The following is a 22432-nucleotide window of genomic DNA, read 5'->3' as shown; positions in this document are numbered from 1 at the left end:
CGGCGCGATTCTAGGAATCGCGCCGGCCCCGACGGGCCGGGCGTCACGAGGCGGTCGGGATAATCGCGCCCCCATGGAACTCGCCACCGCGCTGATCGACTTCATCCTGCACGTCGACGTGCACCTCGCCGCCTTCGTCGCGGACCACGGGGTGTGGGTCTACGCACTGCTGTTCGCGATCGTCTTCGTCGAGACCGGCGTCGTGGTGATGCCCTTCCTGCCGGGCGACTCGCTGCTGTTCGTCGTCGGGGCGATGTGCGGGGCGGCGCTGATGAGCCTGCCGCTGGCGATCGGCGTGCTGCTGGTCGCGGCGATCCTCGGCGACCAGTGCAACTACCTGATCGGCCGTCACTTCGGGCCGAAGGTCTTCCAGTGGGAGCAGTCGCGCTGGTTCAACCGGCGCGCCTTCGACCAGGCGCACGCCTTCTACGAGAAGCACGGCGGCATCACCATCGTGCTCGCGCGCTTCATGCCCTTCATCCGCACCTTCGCGCCCTTCGTCGCCGGCGTCGCCGAGATGAACCGCACGAAGTTCAGCGCCTACAACGTCGGCGGCGCGCTGCTGTGGGTGCTGAGCATCGTGCTGGCCGGCTACGTCTTCGGCAACGTGCCGTGGGTGAAGAGCAACCTCGACAAGATCATCTGGGCGCTGATCCTGATCCCCGGGGTGATCGCGCTGGTGGGCGCCTGGCGCGGGCGCCAGCGCGCCTCCGCCGCCTAGGCGAGCCTCAGGCCTGCCTGCGCTTCGCGAGCGGCGGGTTCTTCGCGAAGTAGCGCTCGATCCCGTCCAGCAGCGCGTCGACCAGCTTTTCGCGGTGGTCCTCGCTGCGCAGCAGCTTTTCCTCGTCGGGGTTCGAGATGAATGCCGTCTCGACGAGGATCGAGGGCACGTCCGGCGCCTTCAGCACCGCGAAGCCGGCCTGCTCGACGTTGCGCTTGTGCAGCCGGCCGACGCGGCCGATGCGGCCCAGCACCTCGGCGCCCAGGCGCAGGCTGTCCTTGATCTGGGCGCTGGTGCTCATGTCGAGCAAGGCGCGGTTGACCGCCGCGTCCTTCACCTTCACGTTCACGCCGCCGATCAGGTCGGCCGCGTTCTCCTTGTTCGCGAGCCACTTCGCCTCGACGCTGCTCGCGCCCGATTCGCTCAAGGCGAACACCGAGGCGCCACGCGCGTGCGGCTTGACGAAGGCATCGGCGTGGATCGAGACGAACAGGTCGGCCTGCACCCGCCGCGCCTTGCGCACGCGCTCGTGCAGCGGCACGAAGAAGTCGGCGTCGCGGGTGAGCATCGCGCGCATGTTCGGGCGCGCATTGATGCGCCGATGCAGTTCGCGCGCGACGTGCAGCACGACGTCCTTCTCGCGCAGGCCGGTGGGGCCGATCGCGCCCGGGTCCTCGCCGCCGTGGCCGGGGTCGATCGCGACGACGAAGAAGCGGTCGGTGGCCTTCGGCGCCGCCGGCGGCTCGGCGGCCGGCGCGCCGGGGCGGCCTTCGATGCGGCCGATCAGGTCGCCCAGCGCGTCCTGCACCGCGGAGGCGGCGCGCTCCGAAGGCGTGGCCGCCCGGTCGGCCGTGGCCTTGTCGTTCAGCAGCGCGAGCAGCGGGTCGCGCTCGGCCGTGGGATGCAGGTCGAACACCAGCCGGTGGCGGTAGGCCGCGACCGGCTCGAGCGTGAACACCTGCGGCAGCGTCGGCTGCTTCAGGTCGATGACGAGCCGCACGACGCGCGGCCGCGTCTGGCCGACCCGCACGCCGGCGATGTAGGGATCGCCCGGCGCGATGCGGCCGACCAGCTCGCGCAAGGCGCCGTCGAGCTCGAGCCCCTCGATGTCGATCACGACGCGGTGCGGATTGCCGACGACGAAATGCCGCGCCTGCAAGGCGGTGTCCGATTCGAGCGTGACGCGCGTGTAGTCGGCCGCCGGCCACACGCGCACCGCCAACAGCGTCGCGCCGAACGCGAGCTGCGCGGGCCCGAGCGACAGCACCAGCGTGCCGCAGGCGGCGCCGAGCCAGCGCCGGCGGTGGATCACCGCTCGGCTCCCGCGGTCGAGACGGCGTCGATCAGCGCGAGGCCGCGTTCGCTGAAGGCCGCCCAGCGCACGTCGCGCCCCTCGTCCTGCCGCGTGCTCAGCTCGATGCGCAGGTCGCAGCGCGGCAGGTCCCTCGCATGCTCGGCCCATTCGACGAGCTTGAGCCCCGGCTGCGCGAAGAGGTCGCGAAAGCCCGCGTCTTCCCATTCGCTGCCGCGCTCGAAGCGGTAGAAGTCGAAGTGCCATGCCGCACCGCGCCCGGCCGGCAGTTCGTAAGGCTCGACCACCGCATAGCTCGGGCTCTTGATGCGGCCGCGCACGCCGAATGCGCGCAGCAGGTGCCGAACGAAGGTCGTCTTGCCGGCACCGAGCGGGCCGGCGAGTTCGACGGTGGCATGCAGGGTCGCCGGCTCGACCGCGAGGCGCTGCGCGGCGGCGGCGCAGGCGGCCTCGTCGGGCCAGGTGGCGAAGCGCGTTTCTAGAATCGATGCATGCATGAAGCAGGGCACGGCGCGACGGTGGGCGAGGGGACGGGCAGGCCTGTCGTCAACGTGCTCGATGGGCTGCGCGAGGACGCGCAGCGGCTCGGATTTTCCCAGATCGGTGTGGCCGGGATCGATCTGTCCGAGGCGGAGCCGGGTCTTCTCGGCTGGCTCGAACAGGGCTTCCACGGCTCGATGCACTACATGGCCGCGCACGGCCTGAAGCGCGCGCGGCCGGCCGAGCTGGTGCCGGGCACGGTTCGCGTCGTCACCGCGCGGATGGACTACCTGCCGCGCGACACGCGCGAGGGCTGGCAGGCGATCGAGTTCGACCGCCTGCGCAACGCGCGCCGCGCCGGCGTGTCGATCTACGCCCGCGGCCGCGATTACCACAAGGTGCTGCGCGCACGCCTGCAGAAGCTGGCCGACGCGCTGGCCGGCCGGCTCGGCCCGCTGGGCCATCGCGTGTTCGTCGATTCGGCACCCGTGCTCGAAGTCGAGCTCGCGCAGCGCAGCGGACTCGGCTGGCGCGGCAAGCACACGCTGCTGCTGTCGCGCGAGCGCGGCTCGATGTTCTTCCTCGGCGAGATCTACGTCGATGCGCCGCTGCCCGTGACGGCGCCGGCCGAGCCGCACTGCGGCAGCTGCCGCGCGTGCATCGACGTCTGCCCGACGCAGGCGATCGTCGGCGAGCGACGACTCGACGCGCGGCGCTGCATCAGCTACCTGACGATCGAGCACGACGGCCCCATCCCCGTCGCGTTGCGCGCGGCGATCGGCAACCGCATCGTCGGTTGCGACGACTGCCAGCTGGTGTGCCCCTGGAACAAGTACGCGCAGCGCGCGAGCCTCGCCGACTTCGACGTGCGCTCGGACATCGCCGAGCCGCAGCTCGTCGAGCTGTGGGCATGGTCCGAGGCGGAGTTCCTGCGCCGCACCGAAGGCAGCGCGATCCGCCGCATCGGCCACGCGCGATGGCAGCGCAACCTGGCGGTCGCGCTCGGCAACGCCTGGCGCGAAAGCGGCGATGCCTCGATCGCCGCGGCGCTGCAGGCCGGGCGCGAGGCGGCCACGCCGATGCTGCGCGAGCACATCGACTGGGCGCTGGCGCAGCGTCAGCCGAGCCCCGCCCGCATCGCGATCCATGCCGGCAGCGTCAGCATGCCGAGCAGCGTCGAGACGGTGACGAGGCCGGCGACGAACGGCCCGTTGCCGCCCATGCGCACCGCGAGCACGTAGGCGCTCGAGGCCGTCGGCATCGCGGCGAACGCGACCAGCACCGTCCACTGCGCGGCGTCGAGCGCGAGCCACAGGCCGAGTGCGAGCGCGAACGCCGGCAGCGCCGCATGGCGGATCGCAAGCAGCGCCGCGGCGAGCTTCGGTGCGGCGGTGAGCCCGCCGAACTGCAGGCCGGCGCCCACCGCCATCAACCCGAGCGGCAGCGCCGCGGCGCCGATGCGTTGCAGCGTGGTGCCCATCGCGTCGGGCAGCCGCAGGCCGAGCAGGTTGGCGGCGAGGCCGCCAAGCGTGCTCAGGATCAAGGGGTTCTTCGCCAGCTCGCGCAGCAGCGGCTGGCCGCCTTCGCGCGCGAGCGGCAGCACCGCGGCGGCGTTGCAGACCGGCACGCACACCGCCACCAGGATCGCCATCTGCGCGACGCCGCCCGCGCCGCCCAGGCGCTCCGCCATCGCAAGCGCGACGTAGGAGTTGAAGCGGAAGGCCGTCTGCGCGCCCGAGGCATGCAGGCGCCGGTCGACGCCCGGCCAGCGGCCGAGCAGCCAGGCGAGCGCGACGCCCAGCGCCACCGTCGCGAGGCCCGCGCCCGCCAGCGCGAGCGCGTCGCCGGGCTGCAACGGGTTGCGCACGATCGACGTGAACAGCAGCACCGGGAACAGCAGGTAGTACACGAGCTTCTCGGCCGCTTCCCAGACCGGCCGGCCCAGCGCGGTGGCGCGGCAGACGACGAAGCCGACGACGATCAACAGGAAATCGGGCAGCAGCAACAACAGGTCGTGCACCGGTCGAGCTTACGTGCTGCCCGAAGGGGTTTCCTCGCTCGGCATCCGTCGTGGGAGCGGGCAAAGTGGCCGCTGCTGCCTTTCGAACACTCGCTACAGGAGATCCGATGTCCAAGCTGTCCTTCGTGGCCCCGGCGCGCCGGCGTTTCATCCTTGCGACTTCGCTGCCGCTGGCCGCGGCGCTGGTCGGCGCCGGCATCGGCGATGCCCGCGCGCAGGCCTACCCGGCGGCCAAGCCGGTGCGGCTGGTGGTGCCGTTCGCGCCGGGCGGCACGACCGACATCATTGCCCGCGTCGTCTCGGAGAAGCTCAACGGCCCACTGGGCCAGACGGTGCTCGTCGAGAACAAGGCCGGTGGCGGCGGAATCATCGGCGCTGCCGAGATCGTGAAGGCCGCGCCCGACGGCTACACGCTCGGCATCGCGACCGTCTCGACCACCGCGTCGAACCCGGCGATCAACCCGAAGACGCCCTACAACCCGCTGACCGACTTCACGTCGATCATCAACATCGCCGCGACGCCGAACGTGATCGCGGTGCATCCCAGTTTCCCGGCGCGCGACTACAAGAGCTTCGTCGCCGAGCTGAAGAAGAACCCGGGGCGGTACAGCTTCGCCAGCTCGGGCACCGGCGGCATCGGGCACCTGCAGATGGAGCTTTATAAGAGCCTCACCGGCACCTTCGTCACCCACATCCCCTACCGCGGCGCCGGGCCGGCGCTGAACGACACGGTCGCGGGCCAGGTGCCGATGATCTTCGACAACCTGCCCTCGGCGCTGCCCTTCATCAAGGACGGCCGGCTGATCGCCATCGTCGTCGCCGCGCCCGAGCGGCTGGCCGCGCTGCCGAACGTGCCGACGTTCAAGGAAGTCGGCCTCGAAGGCGTGAACCGCATGGCGTACTACGGCATCCACGGGCCGAAGGGCCTGCCGAAGGACGTCGTCGACAAGGTCAACGCCTCGGTGCGCAAGACGCTGGAGGACCCGTCGGTCAAGAAGAAGATCGAGGACACCGGCTCGCTGATCGTCGGCAACACGCCGGAGCAGTTCGCGCAGCAGACGAAGGCGGAGTTCGACGTCTACAAGAGCGTGGTCGAGAAGCAGAAGCTCAAGCTCGAATGATCCGGCTTCGGCATGCGGCGCAGGCACACTGCACCGCATGCCTGCGAGCACGGATGCCGGCGCCGTCGGCGATGACAGCACCGCAGCGATCGACCGCTTCGTCGACGCGCTGTGGATCGAGGACGGCCTTGCCGCCAATTCGCTCGCGGCCTACCGGCGCGACCTGAACCAGTTCGCCGCCTGGCTCACCGCGCACCAGGGGCGCGGCCTCGACGAGGCCACCGAGCACGACTTGCTCGCCTACGCCTCCGCGCGCCACCGGGCGAGCAAGGCGACCAGCGCGAACCGGCGCCTCGCCGTGTTCCGGCGCTACTTCCGCTGGGCGTTGCGCGAAGGCCGGCTGACGGCCGATCCGACCCTGCGCCTCGAGCCTGCCAAGCAGGCGGCGCGCGTGCCGAAGACGCTCACCGAAGCGCAGGTCGAGGCGCTGCTCGCCGCGCCCGACACCGCGACGCCGCTCGGCCTGCGCGATCGCGCGATGCTCGAACTGATGTACGCGAGCGGCCTGCGCGTGAGCGAGCTGGTCGGGCTGAAGAGCGTGCACCTGAGCCTGGCCGACAACGCGCTGCAGGTCACCGGCAAGGGCAGCAAGGAGCGGCTGCTGCCCTTCGGCGAGGAGGCGCGCGCGTGGCTCGTGCGCTACCTCGACGAGGCACGCGCCGCGATCCTCGGCCGGCGGCCCGGCTCCGCCAAGGGCGCCACGAGCGACGCGCTGTTCGTCACCGCGCGCGCGAGCCGCGCCGGCCACGCGATGACCCGGCAGGCCTTCTGGCTCGTCGTCAAGCGGCATGCGCGGCACGCCGGCATCGTGGCCCCGCTGTCGCCGCACACGCTGCGCCACGCCTTCGCGACCCATCTGCTGAACCACGGCGCCGACCTGCGGGCGGTGCAGATGCTGCTGGGCCACGCCGACATCTCGACGACGCAGATCTACACCCACGTGGCGCGCGAGCGGCTGAAGCAGCTGCACGCGGCGCACCATCCGCGCGGATGAGACGACGCACCGCGGCCGCGCTCGCTGCAGCCGGTGCCGGCCTCGCGCTCGGTGCCGGCTGGCTCAAGCGCGGCCAGGTCGTGCGGGACGCGGCTCCGCTCGAGCCGCCGTTCGAGCCGCAGCGCTGGGACGACGACGCCGGCACCTGGCGCTTCGCACCGCCGCCCGACCGCTTCTCGCCCGACGCGCTGCTCGACCTGCGCTCGATGAACGAAGCGGTCGCCGGCGAGACCGGCTTCGTGCGTGCGGACGGGCAGGGCGGTTTCGCGCGCGGCGACGGCCGGCCGCTGCGCTTCTGGGCCGTCAACAGCGACGTCGGCCGGCGCCCCCACGAAAAGCGCCCGCTGTGGCCCGAAGCCGCGCCCGATCTCGCGCGCCACGCCCGCTTCCTCGCGAAGCGCGGCGTCAACCTCGTGCGGCTGCACCGGCAGATCGCCCCCGACCTCGAACGCACGCCGAAGGCCGCGCTCGACGACATCGACGAGCGCGAACGCGACGGCATCTGGCGCACCGTCGCCGCGATGAAGCGCGAGGGCATTTACACCGCGCTGTCGCCCTACTGGGCGGCGTGGATGAAGTTCGCCGCGCACTGGGGCATCGGCGGCGGCGCGCAGCAGCCGGCCTGGGGGCTGCTGTTCTTCGACCCGCAGCTGCGCGCCGCCTACAAGACCTGGCTCGCGAAGCTGCTGGTGCCGCCCAATCCCTACACCGGCGTGCCGCTCGCCCTCGAGCCGGCGCTGGCGCTGCTGCAGCTGCAGAACGAGGACAGCCTGCTGTTCTGGACCGCCGGCGCGATCCAGGGCGCGCAGCGCGAGGCGCTCGAAGCGCAGTTCGCCGCGTTCGCGGTGCGCAAGCACGGCTCGATCGAGAAGGCACGCGGCGCGTGGCAAGGCGAGCGCGATGCGCGCGACGGCGATGCCCGCGTCGCGCTGCTCGACTGGTGGCTGATGACCCAGCCGGCTTCGGCGCTCAAGCCCGGCCGCGCGGCGCGCGTCGCCGACCAGACGGAATTCCTCGCACGCACGATGCACGGGTTCAACGAGGAGATCGTCGAGCATCTGCGCGGGCAGGTCGGCGCGCGCACGCTGATCAACGCCGGCAACTGGCGCACCGCGAGCGCGGAGCGGCTGAACGATGCCGAGCGCTGGAGCTACGGGCCGGGCGAGGTCGATGCGGTGAACCGCTACAACACCGGCGTCCACCAAGGGCCGAACGAAGCCTGGGCGGTGGCCGCCGGCGACCGCTACACGAGCCCGAGCGCGCTGCTCGATCCCGGCCTGCTGCCCACCGCCGTGCGGCGCAGCGGCGGCCGGCCGATCGTGGTCAGCGAGGGCACGTGGGTGATGCCGCATGCCTGGGCGGTCGAGGGGCCGTTGCTGGTGGCGGCGCATGCGGCGCGCGCCGGGGTCGCCGGCTACATGTGGTTCGCGACCGAGTCGGAGGGCTACGCACCGCCGATGTCGGCCAACGGCTTCCTGGCGTCGCAGGCGAAGTGGAGCTTCGCGACACCGGAGCTGCTCGGGCAGTTCCCGGCCGCCGCGCTGATCTATCGGCGCGGCGACATGCCGACCGCGCCGGTCGCCGTGGAAGAAAGCCGGCCGCTCGCGGCGCTCTGGCAGCGCGAATCGCCGGCGCTGGCCGAGCGCGACGGCTTCGATCCGAACCGCGACGCCGGCGCCGGCCCGCGCGTCGGGCAGGCGGCCGAAGGCGCGGCGTCCTCCCGCGGCTTCCTGGCCGGGCCGGTCGTCGTGCGCTTCGAGGCCGGTCGTGCCGAGGTCAAGCTCGCCGACGCCGCGAGGCAGCGCGCCGCCGGCCGCGAGTTCCGGCTCGACGACACGCTGGGGCTGCTGCGCATCGACACGCCGCGGGCGCAGGCGGTGGTCGGCCGGCTCGCGCACGCGGGGCCGCAGCGGCTCGGCGACGTCGAGATCGCCTCGCGCGACGCCTTCGCGGCGGTGGCGGTCGTGTCGCTTGACGGGCAGCCGCTCGTGCAGGCCGGGCGGGTGCTGGTGCAGGTCGCGACGCCGGCACGGCCCGAGGGCTGGGCCGAGCGCGCGACGACGCTTGCGCCGGGCGAAGCGCAGCGCCGCATCGACGCCCGGCTCATCGAGAGCCACGGCGCGGCGCCGTGGCGCGTGCGCCGGTCGAACGTCGTGCTGCGCTTGTTCGACAGCCGGCTGCGCGAGGCGGTGGTGCTCGACGCGAACGGCGAGCCGCTCGCCACGCGCCTGCTCGAACGCGACGCGGCCGACGGCTCGATCCGCATCGAGCTGCCGTCCGACGCGATGCACCTGCTGCTGCGTCGCTGAACCCGAGCGGGCCGCAGGCCCAAGCCACGTGCCCGCGGGCCGGGGCGGCATGTCGCGTGCTACTGTCGCCTCGTTGGCGTGCGGGCCGCGCACGCCGTCGAGCCGAGGAGTCGCGATGAGCTCGTCGAACGATGCATCCGCCGGCGCATCGACGCCCGCCCCGCGCCGGCGCGCGACGCTCTACAGCCGCTCGGCCGGCGCGCGCGCAGGCGCCGTGGCGCCGGCGGTGTCGGTCGCGAGCGCGGCGATGTCCGCGCGCCATCCCGCCATCGAGCCGGACGCGAAGCCGGCCCGGGCGCCCAAGCCGCCGAAGCGTTCCGAGCCCCTGACGATCAGCCGCCGCGGCGCGCGCTACGCCGCGTTCGCGGCGCTGCTGCTCGCGGTGACGCTCGGCGTGCTCGTCGCGGCGCCGTGGCGCGACCAGGCCCGCGTGTTCAGCCAGGAAGACATCGACGCCGCGGTGCTGCACACGCTCGAGACCAAGAACCTGCCCTCGCGCGCCGCGCGCGCGGCGGCGACGGTGATGCCTTCGATCGTGCTCGTGCGCGGCAATCCGGCCGAGCCGAAGAAGCCTGCCGAGATGGCGACCGACCCGAAAGCCGAAGGGCCGAACCCGGAGGCGCCGAAGCCCGGCGCCGATCCCGCCAGGCCGGGGCGCGCGGTCGGCACCGGCGTTGTGATCGCCGACGACGGCACGGTGCTGACCAGCTGGCACGTGGTGGCCGGCGCCGAGCGGATCGTGCTGACCTTCCACGACCGCAGCGAGTCCGAGGCGGTGATCGTCTCGGTGCGTGCCGACAAGGATCTGGCGGTGCTCAAGCCGAAGCGCGTGCCCGACGACCTGCAGCCCGCGACGCTGCGTACGACCGCCGGCGTCGCACCGGGCGACGAGGTGGTGGCGGTGGGCTTCCCGTTCGGCATCGGGCCGAGTGTGTCGGCCGGCGTCGTCTCGGGCCTGGGCCGCGAACACCGCATCGGCTCGCGCCAGGACGCGCAGGGCAACGAGCGCGGCGGCCTGGTGCTCACCAACCTGATCCAGTTCGACGCCGCAGCGAACCCCGGCAATTCCGGCGGCCCGCTGGTGACGATGGACGGCCAGGTGGTCGGCATCGTCTGCTCGATCCTGAACCCGACCGACCAGGCGGTCTTCATCGGCATCGGCATGGCGGTGCCGATCGAGGACGCGGCGCAAGCCGCTGGCATGCCGCCCGCCTGAACGCCTGCGGGAACGCCGCCTGCCGCCCATCTCGCTTTCCGAGGTTCCGATGACCGACTCGCCCTTCACCCTTCAGCCGCCGATCAAGCCCGAGGACGTCGCCGCGCAGATGCAGCGCGTGCTCTACGAGGTGAAGAAGGTCGTCGTCGGCCAGGACGCCTTCCTCGAGCGCGTGCTGATCGCGATGCTGGCCCAGGGCCACCTGCTCGTCGAAGGCATGCCGGGCCTCGCGAAGACGCAGACGGTGAAGACGCTCGCCACCGTGCTGGCCGGCGGCTTCCGCCGCATCCAGTTCACGCCCGACCTGGTGCCGGCCGACCTGGTGGGAACGCGCGTGTTCAACCAGAAGACCGGCGACTTCACCACCTCGCTCGGCCCTGTCTTCACGAACCTGCTGCTGGCCGACGAGATCAACCGCGCGCCGGCCAAGGTGCAGAGCGCGCTGCTCGAAGTGATGCAGGAGCGGCAGGTCACGATCGCCGGCACCACGCACAGGGTCGCCGAGCCCTTCCTTGTGATGGCGACGCAGAACCCGATCGAGACCGAGGGCACCTACCCGCTGCCCGAGGCGCAGGTCGACCGCTTCATGATGAAGGTGCTGGTCGGCTATCCGAGCGAGGAAGAGGAGTACGCGATCGTCGAGCGCGTCACCGGCCCGGCCGCGTCGATCGGCCCGGTGATCGGCAGCGACGAGCTGCTCGCCTTGCAGAAGGCTTGCCGCAGGAGCTTCGTCGAGCCGTCGCTGATCCAGTACGCGGTGAAGCTGGTGAACGCCACGCGCGATCCGGCCCGCCACGGCCTGCCCGAGCTCACCGCGCAGATCGCCTTCGGCGCGAGCCCGCGCGCGAGCATCCACCTGATCGAAGGTGCGCGCGCGCTGGCGCTGCTGCGCGGGCGCGACTACGTGCTGCCCGAAGACGTCACCGAGCTGGTGCCCGACGTGCTGCGGCATCGCCTCGTGCTTTCCTACCAGGCGCTCGCCGAAGGCGCGGCGCCCGATGCGCTGATCGCCGCGCTGCTGCGGCGCATCCGCCCGCCGGCGACGCCGCTCGCATCGCGCGGCGGCTTCGCCGGCCCGGCCGCCGCGCGGGACGGCGGCGAAGAAGCCGAGAAGGCAGCCGCCGCATGATCGGACGCCGGCCTCGTCTGGTCACGCCACCGGCCGCCGCGGCGCCGGTGCCGGCGGTCGATGCCGAGCGGCTGCTGCGCGGCCTCGAATGGAAGGTGCTGCGCCGCCTCGACGGCGCGCTGCACGGCGACTACCGCGGCCTGCTGCACGGCCCCGGCGACGACCTCGCCGACCTGCGCGAGTACCAGGCCCACGACGACGTGCGCCACATCGACTGGAACGTCACCGCGCGCCTGGGCGTGCCGCACGTGCGCCGCTACCACGAGGATCGCGACCTGAGCGCCTGGTTCCTGGTCGATCTGAGCGCGTCGGCCGAGATCGGCGCGCGGCGTTCGCGCTCGACCGTCGCGCTCGAGTTCGTCGGCCTGATGGCGAGCCTGCTCGCGCGGCGCGGCAACCGCGTCGGCGCGCTGCGTTATCGGCGCGGCGTCGACGGCATCGTCAGCCCCGGCAGCGGCCGCCGGCAGGTGCTGCGGCTGATGCACGGGCTCGCGGTGGCGCCGGCGATGCGCGTGGCGGTCGCGCGCAGCCCGGGCCGGCCGGAAGCCGGCACGCGGCTCGGTGAACTGCTCGAAGCCGCCTGGCCGCTGATGAAGCGGCGCAGCCAGATCTTCGTCGTCTCGGATTTCCACAGCGAGCCCGGCTGGCAGGCGCCGCTCGGGCGGCTCGCGCAGCGCCACGAGGTGCTGGCGGTGCGGCTCGTCGACCCGCTCGACGGCGCGCTGCCGCCGCTCGGGCTGGTGGTGATGGGCGATGCCGAGACCGGCGAGCAGCTCCTCGTGGACACCGCCGACAAGCGCCTGCGCGCGCGCCATGCGCAGGCGCTGGCCGAGCGCGAGGCGGCGCTGCAGGACGGCCTCGCGGCGGCCGGTGTCGATGCGCTCGAGCTCTCGACCGAAGACGACCTCGCGGATGCGCTGACGCGCTTCGTGCAACTGCGCCGCCGCGTCGCGCGGCAACGCGGCGCCGGTGCGGCGGCCGTTGCCCAGGGAAGCGCCGCAGTCGCGGCGCCGGGAGCCGGCCGATGAAGATGCCGATCTTTCTGTGGCCCGAGTTCCTCTGGGGCCTGCTGCTGCTGCCGGCGCTGGTGCTCGTCTACTGGCTGCTGCTCAAGCGCCGCAAGCGCGTCGCGCTGCAGCTGGCGAGCCTGTCGCTGGTCAAGCAGGCGGCGGCCGGCCGTTCGCCCTGGCGGCAGCACTTGCCGCCGCTGCTGTTCCTCGTCGCGACCGCGTTGCTGCTGTTGTCACTCGCGCGGCCCCAGGCGGTGCTGCGGCTGCCGAGCCAGCAGCAGACGGTGATCCTCGCGATGGACGTCTCCGGCAGCATGCGCGCGACCGACGTGCAGCCGAGCCGCCTGGAGGCGATGCAGGCCGCCGCGCGCGCCTTCGTCGAGGAGCAGCCGCCGTACACGCGCATCGGCGTCGTCGCCTTCGCCGGCACCGCCTACCTGGTGCAGCCGCCGACGCGCTCGCGCGAGGACGTGATCGCCGCGATCGACCGCTTCCAGCTGCAGCGCGGCACGGCGACCGGCAGCGGCCTGATCGTCTCGCTCGCGACGCTGTTCCCCGACGCCGGCTACAGCGTCGATGCCATCCAGGCTGGCGCCGACGGCGGCACCCGCAGCGCGCCGCTGGGCATGAAGCCGCCCGAAGGCGTCGACCCGCGCAACGGCCAGAACCCCGGCGCGATGAAGCCGGTGCCGGCCGGCTCGTACCACGAAGGCGTCGTGATCCTGCTCAGCGACGGCCAGCGCACCACCGGCCCCGACCCGCTGACCGCCGCCAAGATCGCCGCCGACCGCGGCGTGCGCGTCTACACGGTGGGTGTCGGCACCAAGGAAGGCGGCGTGATCGCCTTCGAGGGCTGGTCGGTGCACGTCAAGCTCGACGAGGACACGCTCAAGAGCATCGCGACGATGACCCAGGGCGAGTACTTCTTCGCGGGGACCGCGATGGACCTCAAGAAGGTCTACGAGACCCTGAACACGCGGCTCGTCTTCGAGACGCGGCAGACCGAGGTGACGGCCTTCGTCGCGGCGCTCGCGCTGGCGGTGCTGCTGCTGTCGGCGGGGCTGTCGCTGTGGTGGTTCCACCGCGTCGTCTAGCAGCGCCCGAGGGCCGGGCCGCGAGAATCCGCGGCCATGGACCACAGCTTCGCCTCCGCGCTCGTGCTGCTGCTGCTCGTGCTCGACCCGTTCGGCAGCCTGCCGATCTTCATTTCGGTGCTGCAAGGCGTGGCGCCCGAGCGGCGCCGCATCGTCGTGCTGCGCGAGGCGACCCTAGCCTTCGCGGTGCTGCTGGCCTTCATGGTCGCCGGCGACGGCTTCCTGCGCCTGATGCATCTGTCCGAGCGCTCGCTCGAAGTGGCCGGCGGCGTGATCCTGCTGATCATCGCGATCCGGATGATCTTCAGCTCGGGTTCGCAGATCTACGCGTCCGACGCCGCCGATTCGTCGACGGCGAGCGGCTCGCCGCGCGAGCCCTTCATCTTTCCGCTCGCGGTGCCGCTGCTGGCCGGCCCGTCGGCGATGGCGACGGTGCTGCTGCTCGCGTCGCGGCAGCCGCAGCAGCTGATGCAGTGGGTCGGCGCCGTGACCGCGGCGATGCTGGTGTGCGCCTCGGTGATGCTCGCCGCCGACCGCATCCGGCGCTGGCTCGGCGAATCGATGGTGTCTGCGGTCGAGAAGCTGATGGGACTGGTGCTGACCGCGATCGCCGTCGAGATGATCCTCGCCGGCCTGAAGCGCTACTTCATCGGCACGCTGTAGTCAGCGCTTCAGCGCATCCAGCTCGGCCGCCGTGAAGCCGGCGGCGGCGCGTGCGTCGAGGTTGAGCGGCGGGCGCGGCTTCGGTGCGTCATGGCGCTCGGCGAGCTCGGCGTAGGTCGCGACCGGATCGAGCTTCGCGCGCTTGCACAGCCAGCGGTACCAGTGGTTGCCGATCGAGACGTGGCCGACCTCGTCGCGCAGGATGACGCCGAGGATCTCGGCCGCGCGCTCGTCGCCGGCCTCCCGCAGCTTGGCCTGCAGCGGCGGCGTCGCGTCGAGGCCGCGCGCTTCGAGCGTGCGCGGCACCAGCGCCATGCGCGCGAGCACGTCGCCGGCCGTGCGCTCGACCATGCTCCACAGGCCGTCGTGCGCGGGGAAGTCGCCATAGCGGTGACCCAGCGTGCGCAGGTGCTCGACGAGCAGCGCGAAGTGCTGCGCCTCCTCGTCGGCCACGAGCAGCCAGCCCTTGTAGTACGCGGGCGGCATGCCGGCGAAGCGCCAGATCGCGTCGAGCGCGAGGTTGATCGCGTTGAACTCGATGTGCGCGATCGCGTGCAGCAGCGCGGCGCGGCCGGGCCGGGTGTGCACCGAACGCTGGGCGAGCGAGCGCACCGGCACGAGCTCGGGCTTCGCCGGGCGGCCGGGCAGCGCGCGGGCCGGTTCGAGCCGCACGGCGGGGTCGATCGGCAGTGGCGCCTTCCGGTAGCGCGCGGCATGCGCGAGCGCCTGCACGGCGGCAAGCTTGGCCTCCGGCTCGGCGATCTCCAGGCACGCGAGCGCGCCGCGGCGCAGCTCGGTCGGCGCGAAGGCTGCGGCAGGGCTCATCCTTAAAATTCTGCACTCGACTTCGGAGCTTCCATGGCGCTGTTCAGCCTCGACGACACGAGCCCCCAGGTCCACGAAACCGCCTACGTCGCCGACAGCGCCGAAGTCATCGGCGCGGTGAGCCTGGCCGAAGGCGCGAGCGTGTGGTCGAACGCGGTGATCCGCGGCGACAACGAGCCGATCGCGATCGGCGCGCGCAGCAACGTGCAGGAGGGCGCCGTGCTGCATACCGACCCGGGCTGCCCGTTGGTGATCGGCGAAGGCGTGACCGTCGGCCACCAGGCGATGCTGCACGGCTGCACGGTGGGCGACGGCTCGCTGATCGGCATCCAGGCGATCGTGCTGAACCGGGCGCGGATCGGGCGCGACTGCATCGTGGGCGCCGGAGCCGTGGTGACCGAAGGCAAGGAGTTTCCCGACGGCAGCCTCATCGTCGGCAGCCCCGCGGTCGTCAAGCGCACGCTCGACGCTGCGCAGATCGCGAAGATGCGGCAGGGGGCGCAGGGCTACGTCGAGCGCACCCTGCGCTTCAAGCGTGGCTTGAAGCGGGTCGGCTGAGCGCCATCTGCGCACGGGCGACACAAGCGCCGGGCCGCCCCGAGCCGGCTCGCCATCCCTCGGGGGATCGACCGGCGTACTCCACGGGCAAGGGGCTGACATGAGCGAACTCCACAAGTTTCTTTTCGAGGGCCTGCCGGTGCGCGGCATGCTCGTGCGCCTGACCGACGCCTGGGGCGACCTGCTCGCGCGCCGGGGCGTCGAGCGGGCTTATCCGCAGCCGGTGCGCGAGCTGCTCGGCGAGATGTCGGCGGCCGCGGTCCTGATGCAGGCCAACATCAAGTTCGACGGCGCGCTGATCCTGCAGCTGCACGGCGACGGGCCGGTGAAGCTGGCGGTCGCCGAGGCGCAGCCCGATCTGGCGCTGCGTGCGACGGCGACGCTCGTCGGTACCGTCGAGCCGGGCAGCGGCCTCGAAGCGCTGGTGAACCCGCACGGGCGCGGCCGCTGCGCGATCACGCTCGACCCGCGCCAGCGGCTGCCGGGGCAGCAGCCCTACCAGGGCGTGGTGCCGCTGCACGGCGACCGGCGCGAGCCGCTGGCCGAGCTTGCGCAGGTGCTCGAGCACTACATGCTGCAGTCGGAGCAGCTCGACACCAAGCTCGTGCTCGCGGCCGACGACAAGATCGCCGCGGGACTGCTGATCCAGCGGCTGCCGGTCGAAGGCGCCGGCAACCTCGGCGACGCGGGCGAGCGCAACGAGGACGGCATCGGCCGCAGCGAGGACTTCAAGCGCATCGCGATGCTCGCCGGCACGCTCACGCGCGCCGAGCTGCTGAGCCTGGACGCCGACACCCTGCTGCGCCGCCTGTTCTGGGAAGAGAACCTGCGCCGCTTCGCGCCGCTTTCCGGCGCGAACGGCCCGCGATTCGCCTGCAGCTGCTCGCGCGGCCGCGTCGCGCGCATGCTCGCGGGCCTCGGCCGCGACGAGTTCGACAGCCTGATCGCCGAGCGCGGCGAGGCCGACGTGACTTGCGAGTTCTGCGGCGCGCGCTACCGCTTCGATGCGGTCGACAGCGCCGAGGTCTTCAGCCCGCCGCGCGACCAGCCGCCGACGTCCCGCGCCGTGCAGTAGTCGTCGCGGACTTCGCCGATCGGCCGGGCTCGAATCGGCATGCCGGTGCTACATTGCCGGCCGGTCCTTCCCGTCCCCTTCGTCGTGTCCTGCAGCCGTGGCTGCCGGTCCCGCGCCAAGGCGGGTCGCAATCCGCCAACCGGTCAAGCCGTGTCGCGGAAGGTTTCTTAACCAGCCAAAGCCCTGGATGCCAGGGCGAAAGGTGAGCGAATCATGATGCAGCAGTACCGCTCGAACTCGTACCTGTTCGGGGGCAACGCGCCCTACGTCGAAGAGCTGTACGAGGCCTACCTCGACAACCCTGGCTCGGTGCCCGACAAGTGGCGCGCCTACTTCGACGCGCTCCAGCACGTGCCGGCCACCGACGGCAGCGAAGCGCGCGACGTGCCCCACGCGCCCGTCATCGAATCCTTCGCGCAGCGCGCCAAGTCCAACGCCTTCGCGGTGAAGGCGAGCGCGGCCGAACTGGCGGTCGCACGCAAGCAGGTGCACGTGCAGTCGCTGATCGCCGCGTACCGATCGCTCGGCGCGCGCTGGGCCGACCTCGACCCGTTGAAGCGCACCGAGCGCCCGCGCATCCCCGAGCTGGAACCTGCGTTCTACGACCTGAGCGAGTCCGACATGGACATCACGTTCAGCGCGACGAACACCTACTTCACCACCGACGAGCAGCAGACGCTGCGCGAAATCCTTCAGGCGCTGCGCGAGACGTACTGCGGCTCGATCGGCGCCGAGTTCATGCACATCACCGAGCCGGCCGAGAAGCGCTGGTGGCAGGAGCGGCTCGAGCGCAGTCGCTCCAAGCCGCTCTACACCGCCGACCAGAAGAAGCACATCCTCGAGCGGCTCACGGCGGCCGAAGGCCTCGAGCGCTATCTGCACACGAAGTACGTCGGCCAGAAGCGCTTCTCGCTCGAAGGCGGCGAGAGCTTCATCGCGAGCATGGACGAAGCGGTCCAGCGTGCCGGCGAGAAGGGCGTGCAGGAGATCGTGATCGGCATGGCCCACCGCGGCCGGCTCAACGTGCTGGTCAACACGCTGGGCAAGATGCCGGCGATGCTGTTCGCCGAGTTCGACCACACCGCCAAGGAAGACCTGACCGCCGGCGACGTGAAGTACCACCAGGGCTTCTCGAGCGACATCTCCACCCGCGGCGGCCCGGTGCACCTGAGCCTGTCGTTCAACCCCTCGCACCTCGAGATCGTCAACCCGGTCGTCGAGGGTTCGGTCAAGGCCCGCCTCGACCGCCGCGGCGACACCGACGGCGACTCGGTGCTGCCGGTGCTGGTGCATGGCGACGCGGCGTTCGCGGGCCAGGGCGTCGTGATGGAGACGCTGGCGCTGGCGCAAACGCGCGGCTACTTCACCGGCGGCACGCTGCACATCGTCATCAACAACCAGATCGGCTTCACCACCAGCGATCCGCGCGACTCGCGCTCGACGCTGTACTGCACCGACGTCGTCAAGATGATCGAGGCGCCGGTGCTGCACGTGAACGGCGACGACCCGGAGGCGGTCGTCTTCTGCACGCAGCTCGCGCTCGACTACCGCCAGGAGTTCGCGAAGGACGTGGTGGTGGACATCATCTGCTTCCGCAAGCTGGGCCACAACGAGCAGGACACGCCGGCGCTGACCCAGCCGCTCATGTACAAGAAGATCGCCCAGCACCCCGGCACGCGCAAGCTCTACGCCGACAAGCTGGTGACCCAGGCGGTGCTCAAGCCGGAGCAACCGGACGAGATGGTCAAGGCGTATCGAAGCGCGATGGACGCCGGCAAGCACACCGTCGATCCGGTGCTGACCAACTTCAAGAGCAAGTACGCGGTCGACTGGGCGCCCTTCCTCGGCAAGAAGTGGACGGACGCCGCCGACACCGCGCTGCCGCTGGCCGAGGTCAAGCGCCTCGCCGAGCGCGTGACGACGATCCCGAAGGACTTCAAGGCGCACCCGCTGGTCGAGAAGGTGTATGCCGACCGCGCCGCGATGGGCCGGGGCGAGATCAACTTCGACTGGGGGATGGGCGAGACGCTCGCCTACGCGTCGCTCGTCGCCTCGGGCTACGGCGTGCGCCTGAGCGGCGAGGACTGCGGACGCGGCACCTTCACCCACCGCCACGCGGTGCTGCACGACCAGAACCGCGAGAAGTGGGACACCGGCACCTACGTGCCGCTGCAGAACGTCGCCGACAAGCAGGCGCCGTTCGTCGTGATCGACTCCATCCTCTCGGAAGAAGCGGTGCTCGGCTTCGAGTACGGCTACTCGAGCGCCGAGCCGAACACGCTGACGATCTGGGAGGCGCAGTTCGGCGATTTCGCGAACGGCGCGCAGGTCGTGATCGACCAGTTCATCGCTTCGGGCGAGGTGAAGTGGGGCCGCGTGAACGGCCTGACGCTGCTGCTGCCCCACGGCTACGAAGGCCAGGGCCCGGAGCACAGCTCGGCGCGCCTCGAGCGCTTCATGCACCTGGCGGCCGACAACAACATGCAGATCTGCCAGCCGACCTCGGCCAGCCAGATCTTCCACCTGCTGCGCCGGCAGATGGTGCGGCAGTTCCGCAAGCCGCTGATCGTGATGACGCCGAAGTCGCTGCTGCGCGCGAAGGACGCGACCTCGCCGCTGACCGACTTCACCAAGGGCGAGTTCAAGACGGTGATCGGCGAGAAGCACGAGGCGATCGATCCGGCGAGGGTCTCCCGCGTGATCCTGTGCTCGGGCAAGGTCTATTACGACCTGGTGAAGAAGCGCGAGGAGAAGAAGGCCTTCGACGTCGCGATCCTGCGGCTCGAGCAGCTCTACCCGTTCCCGCACAAGGCCTTCGGCGCCGAGATGAAGAAGTACCCGAACGCGGCCGACGTCGTCTGGTGCCAGGATGAGCCGCAGAACCAGGGCGCCTGGTTCGCGGTGCAGCACTACATCCACGAGAACATGACCGAAGGCCAGAAGCTCGGCTATGCCGGGCGGCCGTTCTCGGCCTCGCCGGCGGTGGGCTACGCCCACCTGCACCAGGAGCAGCAGAAGGCGCTGCTCGACCAGGCCTTCGCGAAGCTCAAGGGCTTCGTTCTCACCCGCTGAAGTTTCGGGCCGGCACCGCTGTCGCAGAGCGTTCGGCTCGCGACGGCGGCGTCGGCGCACATCCGCTCATCAAGAAAGACGCCTCACCATGGCCCTCGTCGAAGTCAAGGTCCCGCAACTGTCCGAATCGGTGGCCGAAGCCACCTTGCTGCAATGGAAGAAGAAGCCCGGCGAAGCCGTGGCGCTCGATGAGATCCTGATCGAGATCGAGACCGACAAGGTCGTGCTCGAAGTGCCCGCGCCGGCCGCCGGCGTGCTCGCGCAGGTGATCAAGAACGACGGCGACAGCTGCATTGCCGAGGAGGTGATCGCGAAGATCGACACCGAAGGCAAGGAGACGCTGACCGGCGAAGGCCAGGTCAAGCCGGTTCCACCGGCGCAACCCGCACCCGGTGCCACGCCGGGCGTGGCGCCGGCGGTCGCCGCAGCGGCCGCGACGAAGAGCGACATCGCGATGCCGGCGGCCGCGAAGCTGATGGCCGAGCACGATCTGCCGGCCGGCTCGGTCGCAGGGACCGGCCGCAACGGCCGAGTCACCAAGGGCGACGTGCTGGGCGCGCTCGAAGTCGGGGCAAAGTCGCCGGCGCCCGCGCCGGCCGCGAAGGCGCCCGTGCCGACGCCGCCGGCCCCGAGCGCCGCCAAGCCGCTGCCCCCGGTCGCGATGCCCGCCGGAGCGAACCTCGGCGAGCGCCCCGAGCAGCGCGTGCCGATGTCGCGCCTGCGCGCGCGCGTCGCCGAGCGCCTGCTGCAATCGCAGTCGAGCAACGCGATCCTCACCACGTTCAACGAAGTGAACATGGCCCCGGTGATGGAGATGCGCAAGCGCTTCCAGGAGAAGTTCGAGAAGGAGCACGGCGTCAAGATCGGCTTCATGAGCTTCTTCGTGAAGGCCGCGGTTGCCGCGCTGAAGAAGTACCCGGTGCTCAACGCCAGCGTCGACGGCAACGACATCGTCTACCACGGCTACTTCGACATCGGCATCGCGGTCGGCTCGCCGCGCGGTCTGGTCGTGCCGATCCTGCGCAATGCGGATCAGATGAGCTTCGCCGACATCGAGAAGAAGATCGCCGAGTTCGGCCAGAAGGCGAAGGACGGCAAGCTCTCGCTCGACGAGCTGATGGGCGGCACCTTCTCGATCAGCAACGGGGGCGTGTTCGGCTCGATGCTGTCGACGCCCATCATCAACCCGCCGCAAAGCGCGATCCTCGGCGTGCATGCGACGAAGGACCGCGCGGTGGTCGAGAACGGGCAGGTCGTCGTGCGCCCGATCAACTACCTCGCGATGAGCTACGACCACCGCATCATCGACGGCCGCGAAGCGGTGCTCGGGCTGGTGGCGATGAAGGAAGCGCTGGAAGACCCGGCGCGGCTGCTGTTCGACATCTGATCGGGGACGACGAACATGAGCGGCAAACAATTCGACGTCATCGTCATCGGCGGCGGCCCCGGCGGCTACATCGCCGCGATCCGCGCGGCACAGCTGGGCTTCGCCACCGCATGCATCGACGAATGGAAGAACGACAAGGGCGGCCCCGCGCCGGGCGGGACCTGCACCAACGTCGGCTGCATCCCGAGCAAGGCGCTGCTGCAGTCGAGCGAGCACTTCGAGCACGCCGGCCACGCCTTCGCCGACCACGGCATCGGCCTTTCGGACTTGCGCATCGATATCGCGAAGATGCTCGGGCGCAAGGACGGCGTGGTGAAGCAGAACAACGACGGCATCCTCTACCTGTTCAAGAAGAACAAGGTCAGCTTCTTCCACGGCCGCGGCTCGTTCGCGAAGGCGGGCGAGAGCGGCTATGAGATCCACGTCAGCGCGCCGACCGAGGCAACGATCTTCGCGAAGCACGTCATCGTCGCGACCGGCTCTAACGCGCGCGCGCTGCCCGGTGCGCCCTTCGACGAGGAGTCCGTCCTCAGCAACGACGGCGCGCTGCGCATGCCGGCGGTGCCCAAGAAGCTGGGCTTGATCGGCGCCGGCGTGATCGGCCTCGAGATGGGCTCGGTCTGGCGCCGGCTCGGCGCGGATGTCACGGTGCTCGAGGCGCTGCCGGACTTCCTCGGCGCGGTTGACCAGCAGATCGCGAAGGAAGCCAAGAAGGCGTTCGACAAGCAGGGTCTGAAGATCGAACTCGGCGTGAAGATCGGCGAGGTGAAGGCGGGCAAGAAGGGCGTGGCGGTGGCCTACACCGATGCCAAGGGCGGCGAGCAGAAGCTCGAGGTGGACAAGCTGATCGTCTCGATCGGCCGCGTGCCGAACACCGTCGGTCTGAACGCCGAAGCCGTCGGCCTGAAGCTCGACGAACGCGGTGCGATCGTCGTCGACGGCGACTGCCGGACGAACCTGCCGAACGTCTGGGCGGTGGGCGACGTGGTGCGCGGCCCGATGCTTGCGCACAAGGCGGAAGAAGAGGGCGTCGCGGTGGCCGAGCGCATCGCGGGCCAGCACGGGCACGTCAACTTCAACACCATCCCGTGGGTGATCTACACCTCGCCTGAGATCGCTTGGGTCGGCCAGACCGAGCAGCAGTTGAAGGCCGCTGGGCGCGCCTACAAGGCAGGCAGCTTCCCGTTCATGGCGAACGGCCGCGCGCGTGCGCTGGGCGACACGACCGGCATGGTGAAGTTCCTCGCCGACGCGAAGACCGACGAGATCCTCGGCGTGCACATCGTCGGCCCGATGGCCAGCGAGCTGATCGCGGAAGCCGTCGTCGCGATGGAGTTCCGGGCCAGTGCCGAGGACATCGCGCGCATCTGCCATGCGCATCCCTCGTTGAGCGAAGCGACGAAGGAAGCCGCGCTGGCGGTGGACAAGCGCACGCTGAACTTCTGA

18 protein-coding genes and 1 pseudogene are annotated in these 22432 nt (G+C 71.2%); 15 read left to right on the top strand and 4 right to left on the bottom strand.

Going from position 1 to position 22432, the window contains the following annotated elements; all coding sequences use genetic code 11:
• Positions 1 to 73 precede the first annotated feature (73 nt).
• Positions 74 to 721: a DedA family protein gene (locus VFR90_RS14170; RefSeq protein ID WP_326406788.1), complete on the top strand. Its 648-nt coding sequence runs from the start codon at positions 74 to 76 to the stop codon at positions 719 to 721.
• 7 nt (positions 722 to 728) lie between these two features.
• Here VFR90_RS14170 and VFR90_RS14165 read toward each other — a convergent pair whose 3' ends face one another.
• Complete coding sequence (locus VFR90_RS14165; protein ID WP_326406864.1) at positions 729 to 2030, bottom strand: N-acetylmuramoyl-L-alanine amidase; 1302 nt, start codon at positions 2028 to 2030, stop codon at positions 729 to 731.
• Positions 2030 to 2530, bottom strand: coding sequence for a tRNA (adenosine(37)-N6)-threonylcarbamoyltransferase complex ATPase subunit type 1 TsaE (gene tsaE / locus VFR90_RS14160; protein WP_326406787.1), 501 nt, complete (start codon positions 2528 to 2530; stop codon positions 2030 to 2032). The genes VFR90_RS14165 and tsaE overlap by 1 nt, the downstream gene beginning before the upstream one ends.
• On the opposite strand from tsaE, the gene queG reads away from it, so the two are divergent.
• Complete coding sequence (gene queG / locus VFR90_RS14155) at positions 2525 to 3754, top strand: tRNA epoxyqueuosine(34) reductase QueG (protein ID WP_414676537.1); 1230 nt, start codon at positions 2525 to 2527, stop codon at positions 3752 to 3754. The two genes, tsaE and queG, sit on opposite strands and share 6 nt — an antisense overlap.
• On the opposite strand, the pseudogene VFR90_RS17685 reads toward queG, so the two are convergent.
• Positions 3715 to 4164, bottom strand: a pseudogene (locus tag VFR90_RS17685) (AEC family transporter); the annotation flags it as partial. The gene queG and the pseudogene VFR90_RS17685 overlap by 40 nt on opposite strands.
• Positions 4165 to 4640: 476 nt before the next feature.
• Between VFR90_RS17685 and VFR90_RS14145 the strand changes: the two are divergent.
• From VFR90_RS14145 to VFR90_RS14110, 8 genes are all read left to right on the top strand, one after another.
• Positions 4641 to 5654: a tripartite tricarboxylate transporter substrate binding protein BugE gene (locus VFR90_RS14145; RefSeq protein ID WP_326406786.1), complete on the top strand. Its 1014-nt coding sequence runs from the start codon at positions 4641 to 4643 to the stop codon at positions 5652 to 5654.
• Between the two features lie 37 nt (positions 5655 to 5691).
• Entirely contained in the window at positions 5692 to 6648 is a 957-nt protein-coding gene (xerD, locus tag VFR90_RS14140) for a site-specific tyrosine recombinase XerD (RefSeq protein ID WP_326406785.1), read from the top strand.
• A complete protein-coding gene (locus VFR90_RS14135; protein ID WP_326406784.1) occupies positions 6645 to 8957 on the top strand; it encodes a hypothetical protein in 2313 nt (770 codons plus the stop codon). Before xerD ends, VFR90_RS14135 begins: the two co-directional genes overlap by 4 nt.
• A 115-nt stretch (positions 8958 to 9072) precedes the next feature.
• A complete protein-coding gene (locus VFR90_RS14130; RefSeq protein WP_326406783.1) occupies positions 9073 to 10173 on the top strand; it encodes a S1C family serine protease in 1101 nt (366 codons plus the stop codon).
• Between the two features lie 49 nt (positions 10174 to 10222).
• Positions 10223 to 11302: an AAA family ATPase gene (locus VFR90_RS14125; protein ID WP_326406782.1), complete on the top strand. Its 1080-nt coding sequence runs from the start codon at positions 10223 to 10225 to the stop codon at positions 11300 to 11302.
• On the top strand, positions 11299 to 12330 hold the full coding sequence (locus tag VFR90_RS14120; protein ID WP_326406781.1) for a DUF58 domain-containing protein: 1032 nt from the start codon (positions 11299 to 11301) through the stop codon (positions 12328 to 12330). The genes VFR90_RS14125 and VFR90_RS14120 overlap by 4 nt, the downstream gene beginning before the upstream one ends.
• A complete protein-coding gene (locus VFR90_RS14115; protein ID WP_326406780.1) occupies positions 12327 to 13406 on the top strand; it encodes a VWA domain-containing protein in 1080 nt (359 codons plus the stop codon). The genes VFR90_RS14120 and VFR90_RS14115 overlap by 4 nt, the downstream gene beginning before the upstream one ends.
• Positions 13407 to 13442: 36 nt before the next feature.
• A complete protein-coding gene (locus VFR90_RS14110) occupies positions 13443 to 14069 on the top strand; it encodes a MarC family protein (protein ID WP_326406779.1) in 627 nt (208 codons plus the stop codon).
• On the opposite strand, the gene VFR90_RS14105 is transcribed toward VFR90_RS14110, so the two are convergent.
• The gene (locus tag VFR90_RS14105; RefSeq protein WP_326406778.1) at positions 14070 to 14894 is read right to left on the bottom strand and encodes a ferritin-like domain-containing protein; all 825 of its coding nucleotides are present in this window, start codon (positions 14892 to 14894) and stop codon (positions 14070 to 14072) included. It lies immediately after the preceding gene.
• Positions 14895 to 14927: 33 nt separating this feature from the next.
• Here VFR90_RS14105 and VFR90_RS14100 point away from each other — a divergent pair, with 33 nt between their 5' ends.
• The 5 genes from VFR90_RS14100 to lpdA all read left to right on the top strand — a co-directional run bounded on the left by VFR90_RS14100 (position 14928) and on the right by lpdA (position 22432).
• Positions 14928 to 15452, top strand: a complete 525-nt coding sequence (locus VFR90_RS14100) for a gamma carbonic anhydrase family protein (protein ID WP_326406777.1) — start codon at positions 14928 to 14930, stop codon at positions 15450 to 15452.
• A 100-nt stretch (positions 15453 to 15552) separates the two neighbouring features.
• The gene (gene hslO, locus VFR90_RS14095) at positions 15553 to 16527 is read left to right on the top strand and encodes an Hsp33 family molecular chaperone HslO (RefSeq protein WP_326406776.1); all 975 of its coding nucleotides are present in this window, start codon (positions 15553 to 15555) and stop codon (positions 16525 to 16527) included.
• A 213-nt stretch (positions 16528 to 16740) separates the two neighbouring features.
• Positions 16741 to 19599 (top strand): 2-oxoglutarate dehydrogenase E1 component, encoded by a 2859-nt coding sequence (locus VFR90_RS14090; protein WP_326406775.1) that lies wholly within the window; start codon positions 16741 to 16743, stop codon positions 19597 to 19599.
• 88 nt (positions 19600 to 19687) lie between these two features.
• Entirely contained in the window at positions 19688 to 20986 is a 1299-nt protein-coding gene (odhB, locus tag VFR90_RS14085; protein WP_326406774.1) for a 2-oxoglutarate dehydrogenase complex dihydrolipoyllysine-residue succinyltransferase, read from the top strand.
• A 15-nt stretch (positions 20987 to 21001) separates the two neighbouring features.
• Positions 21002 to 22432, top strand: a complete 1431-nt coding sequence (lpdA, locus tag VFR90_RS14080; RefSeq protein WP_326406773.1) for a dihydrolipoyl dehydrogenase — start codon at positions 21002 to 21004, stop codon at positions 22430 to 22432.

Source organism: Methylibium sp. (genome assembly GCF_035762065.1).
Taxonomy (GTDB): domain Bacteria; phylum Pseudomonadota; class Gammaproteobacteria; order Burkholderiales; family Burkholderiaceae_C; genus Methylibium.
Note: the sequence above shows the minus strand (reverse complement) of the source record. Positions and strands in the feature narration are given on the sequence as shown.